The organism is Rhizobium sp. 01N424 (genome assembly GCF_056399485.1).
The window spans coordinates 886,894-904,945 of the sequence record NZ_JBFTRK010000002.1 but is presented as its reverse complement, the minus strand read 5'-3'; the positions used below and the strand labels follow the sequence as shown (position 1 = coordinate 904,945).

At 60.7% G+C, this 18,052-nt stretch carries 14 protein-coding genes; 9 read left to right on the top strand and 5 right to left on the bottom strand.

What is annotated here, in order from left to right:
- Positions 1 to 65: 65 nt before the first annotated feature.
- From AC1DNK_RS10115 to AC1DNK_RS10105, 3 genes are all read right to left on the bottom strand, one after another.
- The gene (locus AC1DNK_RS10115) at positions 66 to 449 is read right to left on the bottom strand and encodes a response regulator (protein ID WP_112516836.1); all 384 of its coding nucleotides are present in this window, start codon (positions 447 to 449) and stop codon (positions 66 to 68) included.
- A 3-nt stretch (positions 450 to 452) separates the two neighbouring features.
- Positions 453 to 2,459 carry a GAF domain-containing protein gene (locus AC1DNK_RS10110; protein WP_112516835.1) on the bottom strand — a complete coding sequence of 669 codons (2,007 nt, stop codon included), beginning with the start codon at positions 2,457 to 2,459 and terminating at the stop codon, positions 453 to 455.
- Positions 2,460 to 2,781: 322 nt separating this feature from the next.
- The gene (locus AC1DNK_RS10105; RefSeq protein WP_112385619.1) at positions 2,782 to 3,813 is read right to left on the bottom strand and encodes a LacI family DNA-binding transcriptional regulator; all 1,032 of its coding nucleotides are present in this window, start codon (positions 3,811 to 3,813) and stop codon (positions 2,782 to 2,784) included.
- 165 nt (positions 3,814 to 3,978) lie between these two features.
- On the opposite strand from AC1DNK_RS10105, the gene AC1DNK_RS10100 reads away from it, so the two are divergent.
- From AC1DNK_RS10100 to AC1DNK_RS10075, 6 genes are all read left to right on the top strand, one after another.
- Complete coding sequence (locus tag AC1DNK_RS10100; protein ID WP_112516903.1) at positions 3,979 to 5,502, top strand: sugar ABC transporter ATP-binding protein; 1,524 nt, start codon at positions 3,979 to 3,981, stop codon at positions 5,500 to 5,502.
- A gap of 80 nt (positions 5,503 to 5,582) precedes the next feature.
- A complete protein-coding gene (locus AC1DNK_RS10095) occupies positions 5,583 to 6,587 on the top strand; it encodes an ABC transporter permease (RefSeq protein WP_477940777.1) in 1,005 nt (334 codons plus the stop codon).
- Positions 6,588 to 6,673: 86 nt separating this feature from the next.
- Positions 6,674 to 7,621 (top strand): substrate-binding domain-containing protein, encoded by a 948-nt coding sequence (locus AC1DNK_RS10090; RefSeq protein WP_112385616.1) that lies wholly within the window; start codon positions 6,674 to 6,676, stop codon positions 7,619 to 7,621.
- A 250-nt stretch (positions 7,622 to 7,871) separates the two neighbouring features.
- The gene (locus AC1DNK_RS10085; RefSeq protein ID WP_477940776.1) at positions 7,872 to 8,924 is read left to right on the top strand and encodes a sugar phosphate isomerase/epimerase family protein; all 1,053 of its coding nucleotides are present in this window, start codon (positions 7,872 to 7,874) and stop codon (positions 8,922 to 8,924) included.
- Between the two features lie 170 nt (positions 8,925 to 9,094).
- Positions 9,095 to 10,282, top strand: a complete 1,188-nt coding sequence (locus AC1DNK_RS10080; RefSeq protein ID WP_477940774.1) for a Gfo/Idh/MocA family protein — start codon at positions 9,095 to 9,097, stop codon at positions 10,280 to 10,282.
- 113 nt (positions 10,283 to 10,395) lie between these two features.
- Positions 10,396 to 10,761, top strand: coding sequence for a hypothetical protein (locus AC1DNK_RS10075; RefSeq protein ID WP_477940772.1), 366 nt, complete (start codon positions 10,396 to 10,398; stop codon positions 10,759 to 10,761).
- A 47-nt stretch (positions 10,762 to 10,808) separates the two neighbouring features.
- Here AC1DNK_RS10075 and AC1DNK_RS10070 read toward each other — a convergent pair whose 3' ends face one another.
- Positions 10,809 to 11,216: a DoxX family protein gene (locus AC1DNK_RS10070; protein WP_477940770.1), complete on the bottom strand. Its 408-nt coding sequence runs from the start codon at positions 11,214 to 11,216 to the stop codon at positions 10,809 to 10,811.
- Positions 11,217 to 11,455: 239 nt separating this feature from the next.
- On the opposite strand from AC1DNK_RS10070, the gene AC1DNK_RS10065 reads away from it, so the two are divergent.
- From AC1DNK_RS10065 to AC1DNK_RS10055, 3 genes are all read left to right on the top strand, one after another.
- Entirely contained in the window at positions 11,456 to 13,054 is a 1,599-nt protein-coding gene (locus AC1DNK_RS10065) for an ABC-F family ATP-binding cassette domain-containing protein (protein ID WP_477940768.1), read from the top strand.
- 164 nt (positions 13,055 to 13,218) lie between these two features.
- Positions 13,219 to 14,592: a GH1 family beta-glucosidase gene (locus tag AC1DNK_RS10060; protein WP_477940767.1), complete on the top strand. Its 1,374-nt coding sequence runs from the start codon at positions 13,219 to 13,221 to the stop codon at positions 14,590 to 14,592.
- A 320-nt stretch (positions 14,593 to 14,912) separates the two neighbouring features.
- Positions 14,913 to 17,120: a bifunctional diguanylate cyclase/phosphodiesterase gene (locus tag AC1DNK_RS10055; RefSeq protein WP_477940765.1), complete on the top strand. Its 2,208-nt coding sequence runs from the start codon at positions 14,913 to 14,915 to the stop codon at positions 17,118 to 17,120.
- Here the strand turns inward: AC1DNK_RS10055 and trhO are convergent.
- The gene (trhO, locus tag AC1DNK_RS10050; protein WP_477940762.1) at positions 17,117 to 18,046 is read right to left on the bottom strand and encodes an oxygen-dependent tRNA uridine(34) hydroxylase TrhO; all 930 of its coding nucleotides are present in this window, start codon (positions 18,044 to 18,046) and stop codon (positions 17,117 to 17,119) included. The two genes, AC1DNK_RS10055 and trhO, sit on opposite strands and share 4 nt — an antisense overlap.
- Between the last annotated feature and the right edge of the window lie 6 nt (positions 18,047 to 18,052).

The following is an 18,052-nucleotide window of genomic DNA, read 5'->3' as shown; positions in this document are numbered from 1 at the left end:
CGTCTAAACAGAAAGCCGGGAAGCGAAAGCTTCCCGGCTTTTTTCATGAGACAACAATGGACCGATCAGTGCGGTGCGCCGAACTCGACCAGTTTCTGCGTGACCCGGCGGGTATCGTAGGGCTTCGGGAAAAACACGCCCCGTACCGGAAGGACCACTTCCTCTTCGCGGATATGGCCAGAGGTGATGATGATTTCGATCGGCGGCCAGCGATCGCGGATCGCGGCGGCCAGCATCATTCCATCGATGCTTCCCGGCATGTCGATATCGGTGAAAACGATGCGGATATCGCTGCGTGCTTCCAGAATGCGCACCGCTTCCTCTGCATCGGCGGCGCCGATCGCCTCGAAACCGGCGTCTTCAACAAGGTCGATGGCCATCATCCGCTGCAGCGGCTCGTCTTCGACAACGAGAACGTGTAGTCTCGTGCCTGTGTGATCATCGCCCATAACTCAGTCGCTCCTTTGCATTTGCGAGAGCGACGCGGACATTTTGACCGAGTAGCCATCCGGGCTGTAACTGGTTTCCGTCCCGCCGGACCCTATGAGGCCCATTTTTATAAGCTTGGAACCGAAGCCCTTTTTGGTTGGTTCGAAGGCGGTCGGGCCGCCTTCTTCACGCCACGATAGGTGGAATGTAGCCTGTTCACCTCGACCTTCAATGGTCCAGTGCACATAAGCTGCGCCGCTTTCGGCCGAAAGAGAGCCGTATTTGACAGCGTTGGTGGCGAGCTCGTGCAGAAGCAGGGAAATCGATAGCGAGCCCTTGGGGCCAACAGAGGTTTTCGGCCCGGCGATCGTGACACGATCGATGACGCCCAGCGATTCGATCGCCTTGACGACGAGGTCATGAACGTTGGCGCTCAGCCAGTTGTCCTGCAGCAGGATATCGTGGGCGCGGCTCAGCGCATGCAGGCGGCGCTCGAAATTCTCGACATGCTCCCGCTCGGCCACTGGCTTGAGGGTCTGTGTGGCGATGGCCTGGATCATCGCGAAGGTGTTCTTCAGCCGGTGATTGATCTCACGATTGAGGATATCCTGTTCGGCATCGGCCCTGACGCGGGCAATGGCGAGCTGAATACGATCGCCGAAGCTGCGCACGAAGGCGAGCTCCTCGTTCGACCAGTCGTAGGGGTGGTTGTGATGGACGAAAACCACCAGGCTGAAATGTCCGTGGTCGAAGATCGGCACATTGACCAATACCCGGATGTCCAGATCCAGGAGCGCTCTGGCATGATCGCTGGTTCGGGGATCCGAGCTGACATCCTCGATGATCACGGTGTCGCCAAGTTTCAGATCGTCGATGAAATTTCCGTAGTCGCGGAAACTATGGATGCCTGCAAGCGAGGCAATGCCGGGTGCCTGCCATTCCGGCTGCACCGACACTGTCTCATTACCGGCATCGACCAGACCGAAGCCTGCTCGCGTGGCATCCAGCGCCTTGGCCATAAGATCAGCCGCGGCGATTGCCATTGATTCGATATCGTCAAGATTTCTCAGCCGGTCGCCGAGATCGAGCAGGGCCTGCGCGCGGGCGCTGGCGCGCTTCTCGGCGGTAACGTCCTGGACAGTTCCGCGAAGAGCAATCGGTTTGCCGTCAGCGTCGGTCGTGAAGGCGGCATGCCGGGATATCCAGCGCACGCTTCGATGCTTGGTGCTGATACGGTATTCCACATCCAGCAGCGCCGTGCCGTCCATCCGCGTCGAGGCACTCGTCTTGACGGACTGGTCGTCGGGAATCACCATCTCTTCGAATGTCGATGCCGGATAGGTTTCGGCGATCGGCACGTCGAAGATCCTGCAGAATTCGGGTGATACGCGCATCTGGCTGGTGGCGATATCGAGATCGAACGTTCCGATACGGCCGGCTTCCTGCGCCGCCATGTTCTTGTTCACGGACGAGCGCATCGCCGAACTGATGCTTTTCTGGCGGCGGAAGAGCTCGTCCTTGCGGCTCGAAATGCGCCGCGCCTCCAGCAGCGCCACCACCTGCCGGGAGAGTGCCTGCAGGATCTTCAGCTGATCCGGGGCCAGGCCTTCAGGGCGTGCAACCGTGTCGATGACGCAGAGCGTGCCGATGATCGTACCGTCAGCGGTCACCAGCGGCGCTCCGGCGTAGAAACGAATACCGGGCGGTGCTGTCACCAGCACGTTGTCTCTGGTTCGCTCGTCTTTCGTCAGATCGGGGATAATGAGCGGCTGGGGACTCGATAGCGCATGAGCGCAGACGGACTGGTCGATCGGCGTCTCGCAGCTCTCAAGTCCGACTGCGGCCTTGAACCATTGCCGATCGACCTCGACCAGGCTGATCAGCGCTACGGGCGTATGGCAAACCGAAGAGGCAATGAAGACGATGTCGTCGAATTCCGGTTCCGGAGCCGTGTCGAGAATGTCGAAGGCTTCAAGCGCATCAAGTCGCTTCTGATTTTCGGCATGGTGTCGATCGGGTATCGGCGGCACAGAATTCCCAGGTCCTATGTGGCTGTTTCAATTCTTGAATGTAGGCGGGTGGCGGAATTTTCTAGCGAAAACATGAGAGAGTCCAAAAAAGATATTCGGCCTCGACAGATTGCTATTCAATGGAAGTGAGCCGGAACGAGCGCCCGGCATTGAGGGTAACGAATGCCTGACCGGCTTTCGCATTTTGATTGGACGCCAGCCGCTGGGTGCAAACCACAATATCGACTGATGCAGCCAGCGTCCGGGTCAGCAAACGGCTGAAACTCGCAATTGTTCCCGCGGCTTTCGCCGATTTCCGGATTTCGGCAGCAATGCTGCGCGATTATCGCCTCTGCCAGTTTTTTGGCGGTGATGACACGGAATTGCGCACGACGAGATCCGGGCGCAGCAGGATTTCCGTCTCGGAGGGCTGGCCGTCGCCGAGGAGTTCTAGCAGCAGCGCCATCGCCTGCTTGCCGATCGCCGTTCGCGGCTGGCGGATGGTGGTCAGCGACGGGCTCATGAACACGGCCTGTGGCACGTCGTCGAAACCGGTGACCGAGAAGTCGCGCGGGATATCGTAGCCGCGCGCATTGAGGCCGATCATCACGCCGATCGCTGTCTGGTCGTTAACGCACATGAAGGCCGTCGGCAGCGTGTCGCGCATGAAAAGCTGTTCGACGGCATGCCGGCCGCTTTCGATCGTGCCATCGCCTTCGAGAACGATACGGGTTTCCTTCGGCACACCTGCGGCGTCAAGTCCTGCCTCGTACCCTTCGCGGCGGCGGGTATAGGCAAGGCGGGTGCGGGAATCGCCGATGAAGGCGATCTTGCGGTGACCCTCGGCCAGCAGCAGATCGACGGCCTTGCGCGCGCCTTCGGTGTCATCGACGCCGACATAGGGAATGCCGCCATTAAAGACAGGTTCGAAGACGCCGACGCTCGGCGGCAGCCGGGCAGTCATCGTCTGGTGGCCGAAGGGCAGGATGCCGGTGAACAGGATCAGGCCGGCCGCCTGGTTCGAATTGAAGAATTTCAGATATTCGAGGCCGCGCTGGGCGTCGTTCTGCGTATGGCCGATCAGCACCCCATAGCCATGGGCGCGCGCCTCGTTTTCCAGGCCGACGAGAATGTTGGAGAAATTCGGGTCGCCAATATCGGGTGCCACCACCAGAATCATGTTCGACCGGCCGAGGCGCAGGCTGCGCGCCATGGCATTCGTCGTGTAGCCGGTGATGGCGATCGCCTGATTGACCTTCAATCGCGTCGAGTTCGCAACCTTCTCAGGCATATGGATCGCGCGCGATACGGTCGCGATGGAAACCTCGGCAATCCGGGCGACGTCTTCGATCGTTGCGGGCGTGGAATTCGACACTGGGGGCTCGCCATAGGCTGTCTTCGCCGCGACACTACACAGACTTGCCGACAGGTCAAAGGCAGCCAGTCACAGATCTGTGTAAATCAATGATGTAAACCTTTACATCCCATATGTAAAGGTTTACATCATTCTCAAGCGGTGGGGAGCCGCAGGGAGGAAATGATGGTTGTGGAGCCTGCAGAGGCTGCGCCTTTGGTGCTGTCCGCGAAGCGAATTTGCAAATCCTTCAATGGGGTACAGGTTCTCTTCAGCGTCAATTTCGATCTGCGCGCTGGCGAAGTCCATGCGCTGATGGGCGAGAACGGCGCGGGCAAGTCCACCCTCGTCAAAGTCCTGTCCGGTTTCGAACAGCCGACATCAGGCGAGATCCTTCTCGACGGTCAGCCGATCGTTCTGCCGCCCAATGGCGGCGCCGAAGCGCTCGGCATTGTCATCATCCACCAGGAATTCAATCTTGCCGACCATCTGACGGTCACCGAAAGCCTGTTTCTCGGCCGTGAAGTGACGCATTTTGGTGTCCTTGACCGGCGCTATATGCGCAAGGAAACGCGCCGGGTGCTGGATATGCTCGGTTCGCATGTCGATGAAGATGCGCTGATCAGCACGCTGTCGATCGCCGACAAGCAGATGGTCGAGATCGCCAAGGCGATCAGCCGCGATGCGCGCGTGGTCTTCATGGACGAGCCGACTGCGGTTCTGTCGCGCGAAGAAACCAACATTCTCTTCGAGCAGGTCCGCAAGCTGCGCGACAAGGGGACAAGCTTCGTATTCGTCTCGCACAAGCTCGACGAAGTCATGGAATTGACCGACCGGGTTACGGTTCTGCGTGACGGGCAGTGGGTCAAGACGGCGCCGACCGCCATTCTCGACGGCGAATCGATCGCGCAGCTGATGGTCGGCCGCGAGCTTTCCAGTCTCTACCCGACCAAGGTCGAGCCCAATGTCGATGAAGAAGTGGTGCTGAGCGTCAGCGGTGTTTCTACCGGCTACGTGCAGGATGCCAGCTTCGAGGTTCGCAAGGGTGAAGTCATCGGCTTCTCAGGCCTGATCGGCTCCGGCCGTACCGAGTTGATGGAAGCGATCGCCGGACTGCGTTCGCGCCTCTCCGGCGATGTCGTGATCAAGGGGCAAGAGGTTGCGTCCGGCGACGTGCATGCCGCCAATCGCGCCGGTCTCGCCTATATGACCAAAGACCGCAAGTCGAAGGGTCTGCTTCTGCGTTCCAACATGGTGACGAACCTGACGCTGCAGTCGCTTGGCCAGCATGTGGCTCACGGCTATCTCAGCCCCAACAGCGAGGCTGCGGCGCTGGCCAAGGCAAAGCGCCGTTTCGATATCCGCGTCCGCGATGCCAATATCGTTGCTGGCCGCATGTCGGGCGGCAACCAGCAGAAGCTGCTGCTCGCCAAGGTGATGGAGACCGAGCCCGACATCATCATCATCGACGAGCCGACGCGCGGCATCGATGTCGGCACCAAGCAGCAGATCTATCATTTCATTTCGGCGCTGGCCCGCGATGGCCGGTCGATCATCGTCGTGTCGTCGGAAATGCCGGAGGTTATCGGTCTCTGCACCCGGGTCTGTGTGATGCGCGAGGGGCGTATCGTCGGCGTGCTGGAGGGCGACGAAATCTCCGAACAGGAAATTATGCGCTATGCCGCGGGCCTGAAGAGGAAGGCCGCCTGACAATCCTGCAGGCGCCGCTTCGGCACGCGTTTCAACGATAAGATACCCACAGGGTTTGGGTCGGGAGGTTGGTTTTGACAATGAGCATCAACGAGGAGACCAGAGAGATCCGGCGCCGCTCCTGGCGGGACGTCGATCTGCGCGCCGTGGCACCGTTCGCCGCGCTGTTCCTGCTTTTGATCGTCGGCGCCCTGGTCAATCCGAATTTCATCGGCATCACCAATCTCGCCAATGTCGCGACGCGCTGTGCGTTCATCGCCATCATCGCTGTCGGTGCCACCTTCGTCATTTCCGCTGGTGACCTCGATCTGTCTGTCGGCTCGATGGTGGCCTTCGTCGCCAGCCTGATGATCCTTTTGCTCAACTCGGGCGTCATTGCCGATCCGACCATGATGCTTGTCGTCGCCGTCGTGTTCGCTGTCGTTGCAGGGGCGCTCTGCGGTCTGGCAAACGGCCTGATCACCACCATGGGCAAGATCGAGCCGTTCATTGCGACGCTCGGCACGATGGGCATCTATCGCGGCCTGACGACGTGGCTGTCGCAGGGCGGCGCCATCACGCTGCGCTCGCCTGAAATCCAGACGCTCTACCGTCCGGTCTATTTCGGCAGCTTCCTCGGCGTGCCGGTTCCGATCGTCGTCATTCTGGCGGTCACCGCCGTTGCCGCCTTCATTCTTTACCGCACGCGCTATGGCCGCCATGTCGTCGCCGTCGGTTCGAACAGCGATGTCGCTCGCTACTCGGGTATCGCGGTCAACAAGGTGCGCACCATTGCCTTCGTCATCCAGGGGCTTTGCGTGGCGATCGCGGTTCTTCTTTACGTGCCGCGTCTCGGTTCGACCTCTGCCACCACTGGCATCCTCTGGGAGCTGCAGGCAATCACGGCTGTCGTCGTCGGCGGTACGGCGCTGAAGGGTGGAGCAGGGCGCGTCTGGGGGACGATTTGCGGCGCCTTCATTCTCGAGCTCGTCGGCAACATCATGCTGCTGTCGAATTTCATCAGCGAATATCTCATCGGTGCGATCCAGGGTGCGATCATCATTATCGCCATGCTGGTGCAGCGCTCGCTGGTCCGGAAGGGATAACGGACCGCCACATCAATTGGCCGGGCTCACAGGGCGTCCGGTTTACGGGTAGGAAGTCCCTGAAGTTATGTTGGGAGGAGAATAGCATGCGCAAACTCATGTTGGGTCTTGCGGTTGCGGCCGTCGCAGTGGCGGGTTCCGCATACGCACAGGACAAGAAGTTCACCATCGGCGTGTCCATTCCGGCCGCCGACCACGGCTGGACCTCTGGTGTGGTGTTCCATGCCGAACGCGTCGCCAAGAAGCTGATGGAAGAGCATCCTGGCCTGAACGTCATCGTCAAGACCTCGCCGGACGCTGCCAGCCAGGCAAACGCCGTGCAGGACCTTGATACGCAGGGCATCGATGCCCTCGTCATCCTGCCGTCGGATCCGGATCCGCTGGTCAACGCCATCAAGGAAGTCAAGGGCAAGGGCAAGTATGTCGCTCTCGTCGACCGTGCTCCTTCGACCAACGACGATTCCGTCCGCGACCTCTATGTTGCCGGTAACAACCCGGCGCTCGGCGAAGTCGCCGGCAAGTACATTGCCGCTCAGACGCCGGACGCACAGGTTGTCGTTATCCGCGGTCTGCCGATCCCGATCGATCAGCAGCGCCAGGACGGCTTTGACAAGGGCATTGCAGGCTCCAACGTCAAGGTTCTCGACCGCCAGTACGGCAACTGGAACCGCGACGATGCCTTCAAGGTCATGCAGGACTACCTGACCAAGTACCAGAAGATCGACGTTGTATGGTGCCAGGACGACGACATGGCTGTCGGCGTACTCCAGGCCATCGAGCAGGCCAAGCGCACCGACATCAAGTATGTCGTCGCCGGTGCAGGCTCCAAGGACATGATCAAGAAGGTCATGGACGGCGACAAGATGATCCCGGTCGACGTTCTCTATCCGCCGGCAATGGTCGGTACGGCCATGGAACTGACGGCTGCTGGTCTCTACGATCAGGTTCCGGTTCGCGGCACCTTCGTTCTTGATGCGACGCTCGTCACCAAGGACAACGCCAAGGACTTCTACTTCCCGGATTCTCCGTTCTGATCATTCGCCTTCAGATGCGCCCATTCGCAAGGATGGGCGCATTTTTCATGTCCCGATTTCGCATGCGGACAAATTTGCGGCACGTACCTCTTGCAGCTGCCGGTGAGGCGTGTTTAGTTCGCTCACCATTTGACTTCCGGCTATCCAGCCACATTTGCCGCAAGTGCGTGGAGGCGCCTTGCTCCCGCCAAAATGCGTGGGACAGATTATCATAAACGTTTACGGTCGCTAATCAGGGAGGATTTCTGACATGAAGACGATCAAGGGGCCGGGTCTGTTCCTCGGCCAGTTCGCAGGCGATACAGCGCCTTTCAACTCATGGGATGCGATCACCAAATGGGCGGCCGATACCGGCTATAAGGGCGTGCAGGTTCCGACCTGGGCAAGCCAGCTCATCGACCTCAAGAAGGCCGCATCCTCCAAGGATTACTGCGACGAGTTTGCCGGTGTGGCGCGCCAGAACGGCGTCGAGATCACCGAGCTTTCGACGCATCTGCAGGGCCAGCTCGTTGCTGTTCACCCGGCCTATGACGAAGCTTTCGATGGCTTTGCGGCGCCTGAAGTGCGCGGCAATCCGAAGGCGCGTCAGGCATGGGCTGTCGAGCAGGTGAAGATGGCGCTGACGGCGTCGAAGCATCTCGGGATCAAGGCGCATGCGACCTTCTCTGGCGCGCTGGCTTGGCCGTTCATCTATCCGTGGCCGCAGCGCCCGGCCGGTCTGGTCGAAACCGCTTTCGACGAGCTCGCCAAGCGATGGGCGCCGATCCTCGATCACGCCGATTCCTGCGGCGTCGATGTCTGCTACGAAATCCATCCGGGCGAAGACCTGCATGATGGCGTCACCTTCGAGATGTTCCTGGAGCGCGTGAAGAACCATCCACGCGCCAACATGCTCTATGACCCGTCGCACTACGTCCTGCAGTGCCTGGACTATCTTGAGAACATCGACATCTACAAAGACCGGATCAAGATGTTCCACGTCAAGGATGCCGAGTTCAACCCGACCGGGCGGCAGGGCGTCTATGGCGGCTATCAGGGCTGGGTCGAGCGTGCGGGCCGCTTCCGTTCGCTGGGTGATGGCCAGGTCGATTTCGGCGCCGTCTTCTCGAAGATGACCGCCAACAATTTCGACGGCTGGGCCGTGGTCGAATGGGAATGCGCGCTCAAGCATCCGGAAGACGGTGCCCGTGAAGGCGCCGAATTCGTCAAGGCACATATCATCCGCGTCACCGAGAAGGCGTTCGACGACTTCGCCGCGGGCGGCACCGATCAGGCAGCCAACCGGCGGATGCTGGGGATTTAACGAAAATACCCCTCCCCAACCCCTCCCCACAAAGGGGAGGGGCTTCTCGCGGCGTTGCTACGACCTATTATTGGTGCGGGGCAGCGCGGCGAGTTTTCTCCCCCCTTGTGGGGGAGATGCCCGGCAGGGCAGAGGGGACTTTCGCGAGATTTGATTTCGAGGAGGACACAATGGCAATCGAAGCATCAAACGAACAGACGCGCGAACCGCGCATTCGCCTCGGCATGGTCGGCGGCGGGGCTGGCGCATTCATCGGCGCCGTGCACCGCATGGCGGCCCGTCTGGACGACCAATATGAACTGATCGCCGGGGCGCTGTCCTCGACGCCGGAAAAGGCGCAGGCCTCCGGCCGCGATCTCGGTCTCGATCCGTCGCGCACCTATTCCAGCTATCGCGAGATGGCGATCCGCGAAGCGAAGCTGAAGAACGGCATCGAAGCGGTGTCGATCGTGACGCCGAACCATGTGCATTACGATGCCGCCAAGGAGTTTCTTCGCCGTGGCATCCACGTCATCTGCGACAAGCCGCTGACGTCGAACCTCGCCGATGCCAAGAAACTGAAGAAGATCGCCGACGAGAGCGGTGCGCTCTTCATCCTGACGCATAATTACACCGGCTATCCGATGGTCCGTCAGGCGCGTGAGATGATCGCCAATGGCGAACTCGGCGATATCCGCCTGGTGCAGGCGGAGTATCCGCAGGACTGGCTGACGGAAGCAGTCGAGCAGCAGGGGGCCAAGCAGGCGGTCTGGCGCACCGATCCGGCCCAATCGGGTGCTGGCGGTTCGACCGGCGATATCGGTACGCATGCATATAATCTCGGCTGCTTCGTCTCCGGCCTGGAGCTCGACAGCCTTGCCGCCGATCTCGACAGCTTCGTCGAGGGACGCCGCCTCGACGACAACGCGCATGTGATGCTGCGCTACAAGGCCAAGGGCAAGGAAAAGCCGGCCAAGGGCATGCTCTGGTGCAGCCAGGTGGCGCCGGGCCATGAGAACGGTCTGAAGGTTCGCGTCTATGGCACCAAGGGTGGTATCGAGTGGGTCCAGGCCGATCCGAACTATCTGTGGTTCACGCCGTTCGGCGAGCCAAAGCGGCTGATCACCCGCAATGGTGCCGGTTCGGGTGCTGCGGCTGCCCGCGTCTCGCGCGTTCCATCCGGTCACCCCGAAGGCTATCTCGAAGCCTTCGCGACGATCTACACGGAAGCGGCCCATGCCATCAACGCTGCCAAGAAGGGCAAGGCGGTCGACAAGGCCGTGGTCTACCCAACGGTCGATGACGGCGTGAAGGGCGTGGCCTTCGTCGAAGCCTGCGTTGCGTCTTCCAAGAAGAACGGCGGCTGGGTCAAGGTCTGATCTAAGGTCGGTTCGTTTCAAATGAGCGCATTCCCTTCAATCTTAGGGAATGCGCTCATTCGCGTTTAAGGGGATTGTGAAAGAAGAAGGCCGCAACCATATGGGGAGGCCCGATGACATTCTCTTTCCGCATCATGACGTGCATTCTGGCGCTGGCAGCCGTTCCGGCATCGGCGCAACAGCTCATTCCTGGCGGGCAGCGTGTGCCCGGAACCGTCAATGTTCAATCGACGATGTCGATGTCGGTTCCGGCTGACGCGACGCAGAACCCTTCCGAACAGATCGAACTGGCGCAGAAGACCTTCTATGCTATGGCCGGGCGGCAGTGCTCGCTGGTTCTGGAGACGGTGGGCGAGAGCTGCCAGATCACCAATCTTAGCAACAATGCCGATCTTAATCGCGGCAATGGCAGTTTCATCACGGTGCGTGGCACCGTTACGATGGCCGTCAAGCTCAAGGGTCAGGCCGACAAGCCGTAAGCCCTATCAGGCTGAAGCGGAAAGCCGCTTCAGCCTTGCGATCTGCTTCAGGCTGCAACAGCGGCCTGCTTGCGCTTTAAGAGCGCATCGATGCTGAACGAGCCGGCGCCCGCGGCGACGAAATACAGCATGACGAAGCAGAACAGGATCGCGGCGACGCCGCCGTTTTGCGCCGGATAGAAGCTTTTCGGCGCATGGGCGATGAAATAGGCGAAGGCCATCAGGCCCGAGAGAACGAAGGCGGCGGCCCGCGTCTTGAAGCCGACGAGCACCAGGAAACCGAGTACCAGTTCCAGCATGCCGGCAATCCATGACATGGAGCCAACCGGCGGCACGCTTGCCGAGGCAGGGAAATGCAGAATCTTCTGAGTCCCGTAGCTGAAAAGCACGAGCGACGAGACGATGCGCAGCAGGCTGAGAAGATGCGGCTGCAGCAGGTGGATGGAAGCGAGCATCGGGTTCCTTTCGTTGTTATCTCCCACTCCGCTCTCACCCGGCACACCGGCGATCTCAAGTCACGACTTCTGACATCAGCGTTATCACGCTGCGAGCGCGCCATCCGCATGCGCCTTGATTTGACCGCCTTGCCTGCCTAGATTGCCGTCATCTCGCAATACCAACAGGATGTGTGCCACCATGGATTTCACCCAGATCGCAATGCCGTCTCGCCTTGCCATCCGGGAGTTCTCTATCCATGCCTGCCTCCATCACTCTTTCCAATCTTTCGTGGTCGACGCCTGACGGGCGGCCGCTTCTTTCTGATCTCGATCTGAGCTTCGGTGCCGAGCGCGCGGGGCTTGTCGGCCGCAACGGCGTCGGCAAGACGACGCTGCTGAAGCTGGCGACCGGTGAGCTGCAGCCGCTGTCCGGCAGCATCGTCTTTGACGGACGCTTCGGCGTTCTCCGCCAGTCGGTTCAGGTCGAAGCCGGGGCGACAATCGCCGATCTCTTCGACGTGCGTGATGCGCTCGCCATCCTGGTGAGGGCCGAGCTTGGCGATGCTAGTGGCGAGGAGCTTGCCGATGCCGACTGGACGCTCGAGTCCCGCGTGGCTTCGGCCCTCGAACGCGTCGGCCTCGATGCTCTGCCAGAAACAGTGCTTTCGTCGCTTTCCGGCGGTCAACGCACCCGAGCGGGTTTGGCGGCGCTGATCTTTGCCGAGCCGGATTTTCTCATTCTCGATGAGCCGACAAACAATCTGGACCGCGAGGGCCGGGAGGCGGTGATCGCGTTGCTGCGCGATTGGCGCGGCGGCGCGCTTGTTGTCAGCCATGACCGCGAGCTGCTGGAGACGATGGATGCGATCGTCGAACTGACGGCGCTGGGTGCTAGGCGCTATGGCGGCGGCTGGAGCGCTTTTCAGGAGCGCAAGGCGATCGAGCTTGCCGCTGCCGAACATGATCTCGCCGACGCCGAGAAGCGGATCGACGAGGTCAATCGCAGCGCCCAGCTTGCGGCCGAGCGGCAGGCGCGAAGTGATCGCGGCGGGCGGATCAAGGCGGCGCGTGGTGACATGCCCCGGATTGTCGCCGGTGGGCTGAAACGCAAGGCCGAGAATACCCGCGGCGAGCGGGTGCGGCTCGGCGAGAAGCGGCGGGAGCACGCACTTGCTGAGGCTTCGGTGGCGCGCGGCAAGATCGAAGTCCTGCAGCCTTTTGCCGTCAGGCTGGAGCCGACCGGCTTGCCGCCGTCGCGTGTGGTGCTGCGGCTCGAAGGCGTCACGGCCGGATATGAGCCGGGGCGGTCTGTCATCCGCAATCTGTCGCTTATGCTCACCGGGCCGGAGCGCGTGGCGGTCTCTGGTCCGAACGGCTCCGGCAAGACGACGCTTCTGGCGCTGATCACCGGTGTGCTCGACCCGTGGGGCGGTACGGTTTCGGTTCCTGCCGGGCATGCGTTCTTCGATCAGAGCGTCAGCCTGCTCGATCCCGGACTCAATGTCCGTGAGAATTTCCGTGCCCTTAATCCGGGCGCGGATGAGAATGCCTGCCGTGCGGCGCTGGCACGGTTCATGTTCCGCGCCGACGCTGCCCTGCAGCAGGTCTCGACGCTGAGCGGCGGGCAGCTGTTGCGGGCCGGGCTCGCTTGCGTGCTCGGCGGACCGAAGCCGCCGCCGCTGCTCATCCTGGACGAGCCGACCAACCATCTGGACATCGACTCGATCGCTGCTGTCGAAGCGGGGCTTGCTGCCTATGACGGCGCGCTTCTGGTCGTCAGCCATGACGAAGTGTTTCTGGACAATATCGGGATCACGAGACGGGTTCTGATGCCGTCGGGCGCAACCATGCTCTAATGGCCGGACGAAGCGTAGCGGGAAGCCGGTCCTGAAGCCGCAATCTATCTGCAACGTTACAGTTTTGACATTCGAGGCCTGTACAAGACATTCCGGCTTGGCTAAACCGCCGCCAACGATGGCCGCGCCGGCCGACCTGAACAGCACTAAAGACGGAAAACATCATGATCGATCCGAAGCTTCTCGCAGCCCGCTTCCCGGGTGATTTCACCTTCGGCGTGGCGACAGCCGCCTTCCAGATCGAAGGTGCCTCCAAGGCCGATGGCCGCAAGCCGTCGATCTGGGATGCATTCTGCAACATGCCGGGCCGCGTCTATAACCGGGACAATGGCGATGTCGCCTGCGATCACTATAACCGCCTCGACGAAGACCTCGACCTGATCAAGGAGATGGGCGTTTCGGCATACCGCTTCTCGATCGCCTGGCCGCGCATCATCCCTGACGGTACCGGCCCGGTGAACGAGGCTGGTCTCGATTTTTACGACCGCCTCGTCGACGGCTGCAAGGCGCGCGACATCAAGACCTTCGCGACGCTTTACCATTGGGATCTGCCGCTGCTGCTCGCCGGCGACGGCGGCTGGACGGCGCGCTCGACCGCCCATGCATTCCAGCGCTATGCCAAGACGGTTATGGCCCGCCTCGGCGACCGCCTCGATACGGTCGCAACCTTCAACGAGCCGTGGTGCATCGTTTGGCTGAGCCACCTCTATGGCATCCATGCTCCGGGCGAGCGCAACATGCAGGCAGCGCTGCATGCGATGCATTACATGAACCTCGCCCATGGTCTCGGTGTCGAAGCGATCCGCTCCGAGGCGCCGAATGTTCCTGTCGGTCTGGTGCTCAACGCCTCGTCGATCATTCCGGGTTCCGACAGCCCGGCCGATCTCGCTGCCGCGGAGCGCGCGCATCAGTTCCACAACGGCGCCTTCTTCGATCCGGTTTTCAAGGGCGAATATCCGAAGCAATTCGTCGAGGCGCTCGGCGATCGTATGCCCGTCATCGAAGACGGTGACTTGAAGATTATCAACCAGAAGCTCGATTGGTGGGGCCTCAACTACTACAAGCCGGACCGCGTCCACGACGATGCCTCGAAGAAGGGCGATTTCCCCTGGACTGTCGAGGCGGCACCGGCGAGTGACATCAAGACCGATATCGGCTGGGAAGTCTACGCGCCTGGTCTCAAGCATCTGGTCGAGGATCTCTACCGCCGCTACGACCTGCCGGAATGCTACATCACCGAGAACGGTGCCTGCGACAATACCGATGTCGTCAATGGCGAAGTCGATGACACGATGCGCCTCGACTATGTCAGCGACCACCTCGATGTCGTCGCCAACCTGATCAAGGACGGTTATCCGATGCGCGGATATTTTGCCTGGAGCCTGATGGACAATTTCGAATGGGCGGAAGGCTACAAGATGCGCTTCGGCCTCGTTCATGTCGATTACAACACCCAGGTCCGCACCGTTAAGAAGAGCGGCAAGTGGTATCGCGAGCTCGCTGCCCAGTTCCCCAAGGGCAACCACAAGACTGCCTGACCGGAGCTTCGCCTCTACTCTGGAGTTCAGCAAAAATTGCGGAAAATCACCCCTGGGTTTCGGGGGTGATTTTGGCAACCCGAATCGGGACCGGAAATCGGTTTCTGTTCCGATTTTTCCGTGTCACGGCGCTGAATAAGCAGCATGGTGCGGCCGCAAAATATGCAGCAAAGTCAGCCGCTTCCGATGCTCCGGGGGCGGTTTTTGCATAGATAGCGAAATTTATCTGTAAAACACCCGCTGATTAATCGTTTTGCCGTGATTTTTAACAGTTTCTTGAGCTCTTGACTGGCACAGTCCCTGCCATCGGGGAGCAATAAATGCCTAAGTTATTCGGGCAAAAAAATCAGGCCTTGGGGATAGGCCGGCACACGACCGTCACGGGCGTGTTGCTGACCTTCGCCGTCATCGTCGCGATCGTCACTGTGATGATCCTGACCGCAATTTCGCGCGTCGCAGACAATGCCAACGTGCTCGACGACGAGCGCTCGCGGGAGACCACCGCTGGAGCGCTGAAGACCTTCGAAGAGCAGCTCGGCGCGACCCTCAACGACTATGCCGCATGGGACGACGCCGCCGCCAATGTCTATGCTGATGGCGGCATGGCGTGGACGATCAGCAATTACGGCGAGATGTCCGTCAACAGTTCGCTGTTCGACATGGCCATCGTCATTGATGACAACAAGAAACCGCTGATGGCCTTTCGTGATGGCAAGGCGATGGAGGGCCGTCTCGACGACTTCTTCGCACCATCGCTCTGGACCCTGTTCGACAAGGTTCGAGCGGCAGATCTAACTGATCCGGAGGCTGTCGGTTTTGTCGGGACGAAGTCGGGCATCGCCGCTGCGGGCATCGCGCTGGTACGCGATAAATCGGGCGCGTTGGACAAGCCAGCGGGCAGCCGCCGCTACCTGATTTTCGCGCGGCATCTCGATGATGCCAAGGTGACCGGTCTTGGCGACACCTATGTGATCCATGGCATGAAGCTTGTGCCCGCGGACTACGCCGCAAAATATTCCGTCAGGATCGATGATGCTGCGGGTATCACGCTCGGCAAGCTCGTCTGGACGTCGCGGTCGCCGGGAGACATCGGCTATGATCAGGTGCGGCCGACCGTGGTGAAAGCCTTGGGCTTGGTGGGCTTGTTCTTCGCCGTACTTCTGGTGATCGGCTGGATGGCCGGACGGCGTCTCAAGGCGGAAGAAATCACCGCCCGCGAGGAGGCGCTTCGCGACCGGCTGAGTGGTCTCTGGAACCGCGAGGGGCTGGGGATCGCCATCGACGCGATGGTCGAGGAAGCCCAGCAAAACAAGAAGAACATTCTCATTCTCTACCTCGATCTCGATGGCTTCAAGGAAGTCAACGACAGCTACGGCCATGGCACTGGCGATCAGCTGATCCGTGCCGTTGCGGCCGGGTTGAAGGTTCTGATCCCGTCGCATGCCGTTCTCGCCCGTATCGGTGGCGACGAGTTTGCCATTGCCTTCCATTCCGAAGGCGGCAATGCCGAAGCTCTGCAGCTCTCGGAACAGATTCTCGACTTCCTCGCCGAGCCGCTGGAAATCGGCCGCCGTGTCGTCGTCATCGGCGCCAGCATCGGCATCGCGATGTCGCCCGAAGGCGTTGCTGACCGCGAAGAGCTGGTGCGCCGCGCCGACCTCGCGATGTACAAGGCCAAGGAAGCCGGCCGTGCCCGGATGATGCTTTATGATCCGGAGATGGATGCAGACCGCGAAGAGCGCAACGCGCTGGAGATCGATCTGCGCGCTGCGATCGAGAGCGGCGATCTGACGCTTGCCTATCAGCCGCTGATCGATGCGGAGACCTATGAGATGAATGGCGTGGAAGCGCTGGTGCGCTGGAACCGTCCAGGCTTCGGTCCTATTTCGCCCGATGTCTTCATTCCGGTTGCCGAGACCAGCGGCCTGATCGAAGCGCTCGGCCTGTTCGTCTTGCGCAAGGCATGCGAGACCGCCAAGCAGTGGCCGGATCTGCGGATCTCGGTCAACGTCTCACCCGGCCAGTTCCGCAATCCGGCATTTACCGATTATGTGCGCTACGTTCTGAAGCAAACGGAAATCGAAGCGCGCCGGGTGACACTCGAGATCACCGAAGGCTACATGATCCAGAATCCGCAGCGCACGCGCCAGTCGATCGAACGGCTGAAGACGCTCGGCGTGAAGATTGCGCTCGACGATTTCGGCTCTGGTTTCTCGTCGATCGGTTACCTGCGCCAGTTCGGCTTTGACCGCATCAAGATCGACCGTTCGCTGGTCGATGGCGTTACCGAGAGCGAGAGCCAGCGCGAGATGCTGCAGGCAACTGTCGCCCTTGCACGATCGCTCAATATTCCGGTGACGGCCGAGGGCATCGAGACGGAAGCCCAGGCGGTCGCCGTCCGTCTCTTCGGTTGCGACAGCCTGCAAGGCTATCACTTTAGCCGGCCGGTGACGGCCGACAAGATCACCGAAATGCTGGAGGCGCGGCGCGAGCAGCGCCGGCCTCCGCGCCGGACGAGTGCAGCCTAGGTTCCGATATGCTTCTGGCCGCGCTTCCGGGCAAGCGCGATCTGATGCTGGCGCTGACGGTAGCGCAGGCGATCTTCTTCACTGCGCGTGCCGTAGCAATGGCTGCAGGAAACGCCTTCCTCATAGTGTGGTGAGGTGATCTCTTCCGCGGTGATCGGGTTGCGGCAAGCGTGGCAGAGCTTGTGCTCGCCTTCCTTCAAACCGTGCTCCACGGACACGCGTTCGTCGAAGACGAAGCAGGCGCCTTCCCAGAGGCTTTCCTCCTGCGGCACTTCCTCAAGGTATTTCAGGATGCCGCCCTTGAGGTGATAAACCTCGTCGAAGCCATGTTCCTTCATGAAGGCCGTCGCCTTTTCGCAGCGGATGCCGCCGGTGCAGTACATGGCGATCTTCGGCTTGTTGTGCAGGCCGGGATTGTTGCGCACCCAATCCGGAAACTCGCGGAAGGTCTTGGTCTGCGGATCGACGGCGCCGCGGAAGACGCCGATGGCCGTCTCGTAGTCGTTGCGGGTGTCGATCACGATGGTGTCGGGATCGGAGATCAATTCGTTCCAGTCTTTTGCCGCGACATAGGTACCAACCACCTTGTTGGGGTCGATGTTCTCGACGCCCATGGTGACGATCTCTTTCTTCAGCTTCACCTTCATGCGCAGGAACGGCATTTTTGATGCGCGGCTTTCCTTGTGCTCCAGTGTCGCGAATTCCGGCTGGGCGCGCAGATAGGCCAGTACCGTCCTGACGCCTTCATCCGGTCCGCCGATCGTGCCGTTGATGCCCTCATGGGCAAGCAGCAGCGTTCCCTTCACGCCGTTTGCCTCACAGAGCGTCTGCAGCGGCTCACGCAGGCTTTCGAAGCGCGGCACGGAAACGAAATGATAGAGCGCCGCCACGAGGAACGAGCTTGAGCTATTGATGCTGTCGGTCATGGGCGG

Coding starts and splice junctions, on each gene's coding strand:
- AC1DNK_RS10115 (WP_112516836.1), bottom strand. CDS start 449: ATGGGCGATGATCACACAGGCACGAGACTACACGTTCTCGTTGTCGAA.
- AC1DNK_RS10100 (WP_112516903.1), top strand. CDS start 3,979: ATGGTTGTGGAGCCTGCAGAGGCTGCGCCTTTGGTGCTGTCCGCGAAG.
- AC1DNK_RS10095 (WP_477940777.1), top strand. CDS start 5,583: ATGAGCATCAACGAGGAGACCAGAGAGATCCGGCGCCGCTCCTGGCGG.
- AC1DNK_RS10090 (WP_112385616.1), top strand. CDS start 6,674: ATGCGCAAACTCATGTTGGGTCTTGCGGTTGCGGCCGTCGCAGTGGCG.
- AC1DNK_RS10085 (WP_477940776.1), top strand. CDS start 7,872: ATGAAGACGATCAAGGGGCCGGGTCTGTTCCTCGGCCAGTTCGCAGGC.
- AC1DNK_RS10080 (WP_477940774.1), top strand. CDS start 9,095: ATGGCAATCGAAGCATCAAACGAACAGACGCGCGAACCGCGCATTCGC.
- AC1DNK_RS10075 (WP_477940772.1), top strand. CDS start 10,396: ATGACATTCTCTTTCCGCATCATGACGTGCATTCTGGCGCTGGCAGCC.
- AC1DNK_RS10070 (WP_477940770.1), bottom strand. CDS start 11,216: ATGCTCGCTTCCATCCACCTGCTGCAGCCGCATCTTCTCAGCCTGCTG.
- AC1DNK_RS10065 (WP_477940768.1), top strand. CDS start 11,456: ATGCCTGCCTCCATCACTCTTTCCAATCTTTCGTGGTCGACGCCTGAC.
- AC1DNK_RS10060 (WP_477940767.1), top strand. CDS start 13,219: ATGATCGATCCGAAGCTTCTCGCAGCCCGCTTCCCGGGTGATTTCACC.
- AC1DNK_RS10055 (WP_477940765.1), top strand. CDS start 14,913: ATGCCTAAGTTATTCGGGCAAAAAAATCAGGCCTTGGGGATAGGCCGG.
- trhO (WP_477940762.1), bottom strand. CDS start 18,046: ATGACCGACAGCATCAATAGCTCAAGCTCGTTCCTCGTGGCGGCGCTC.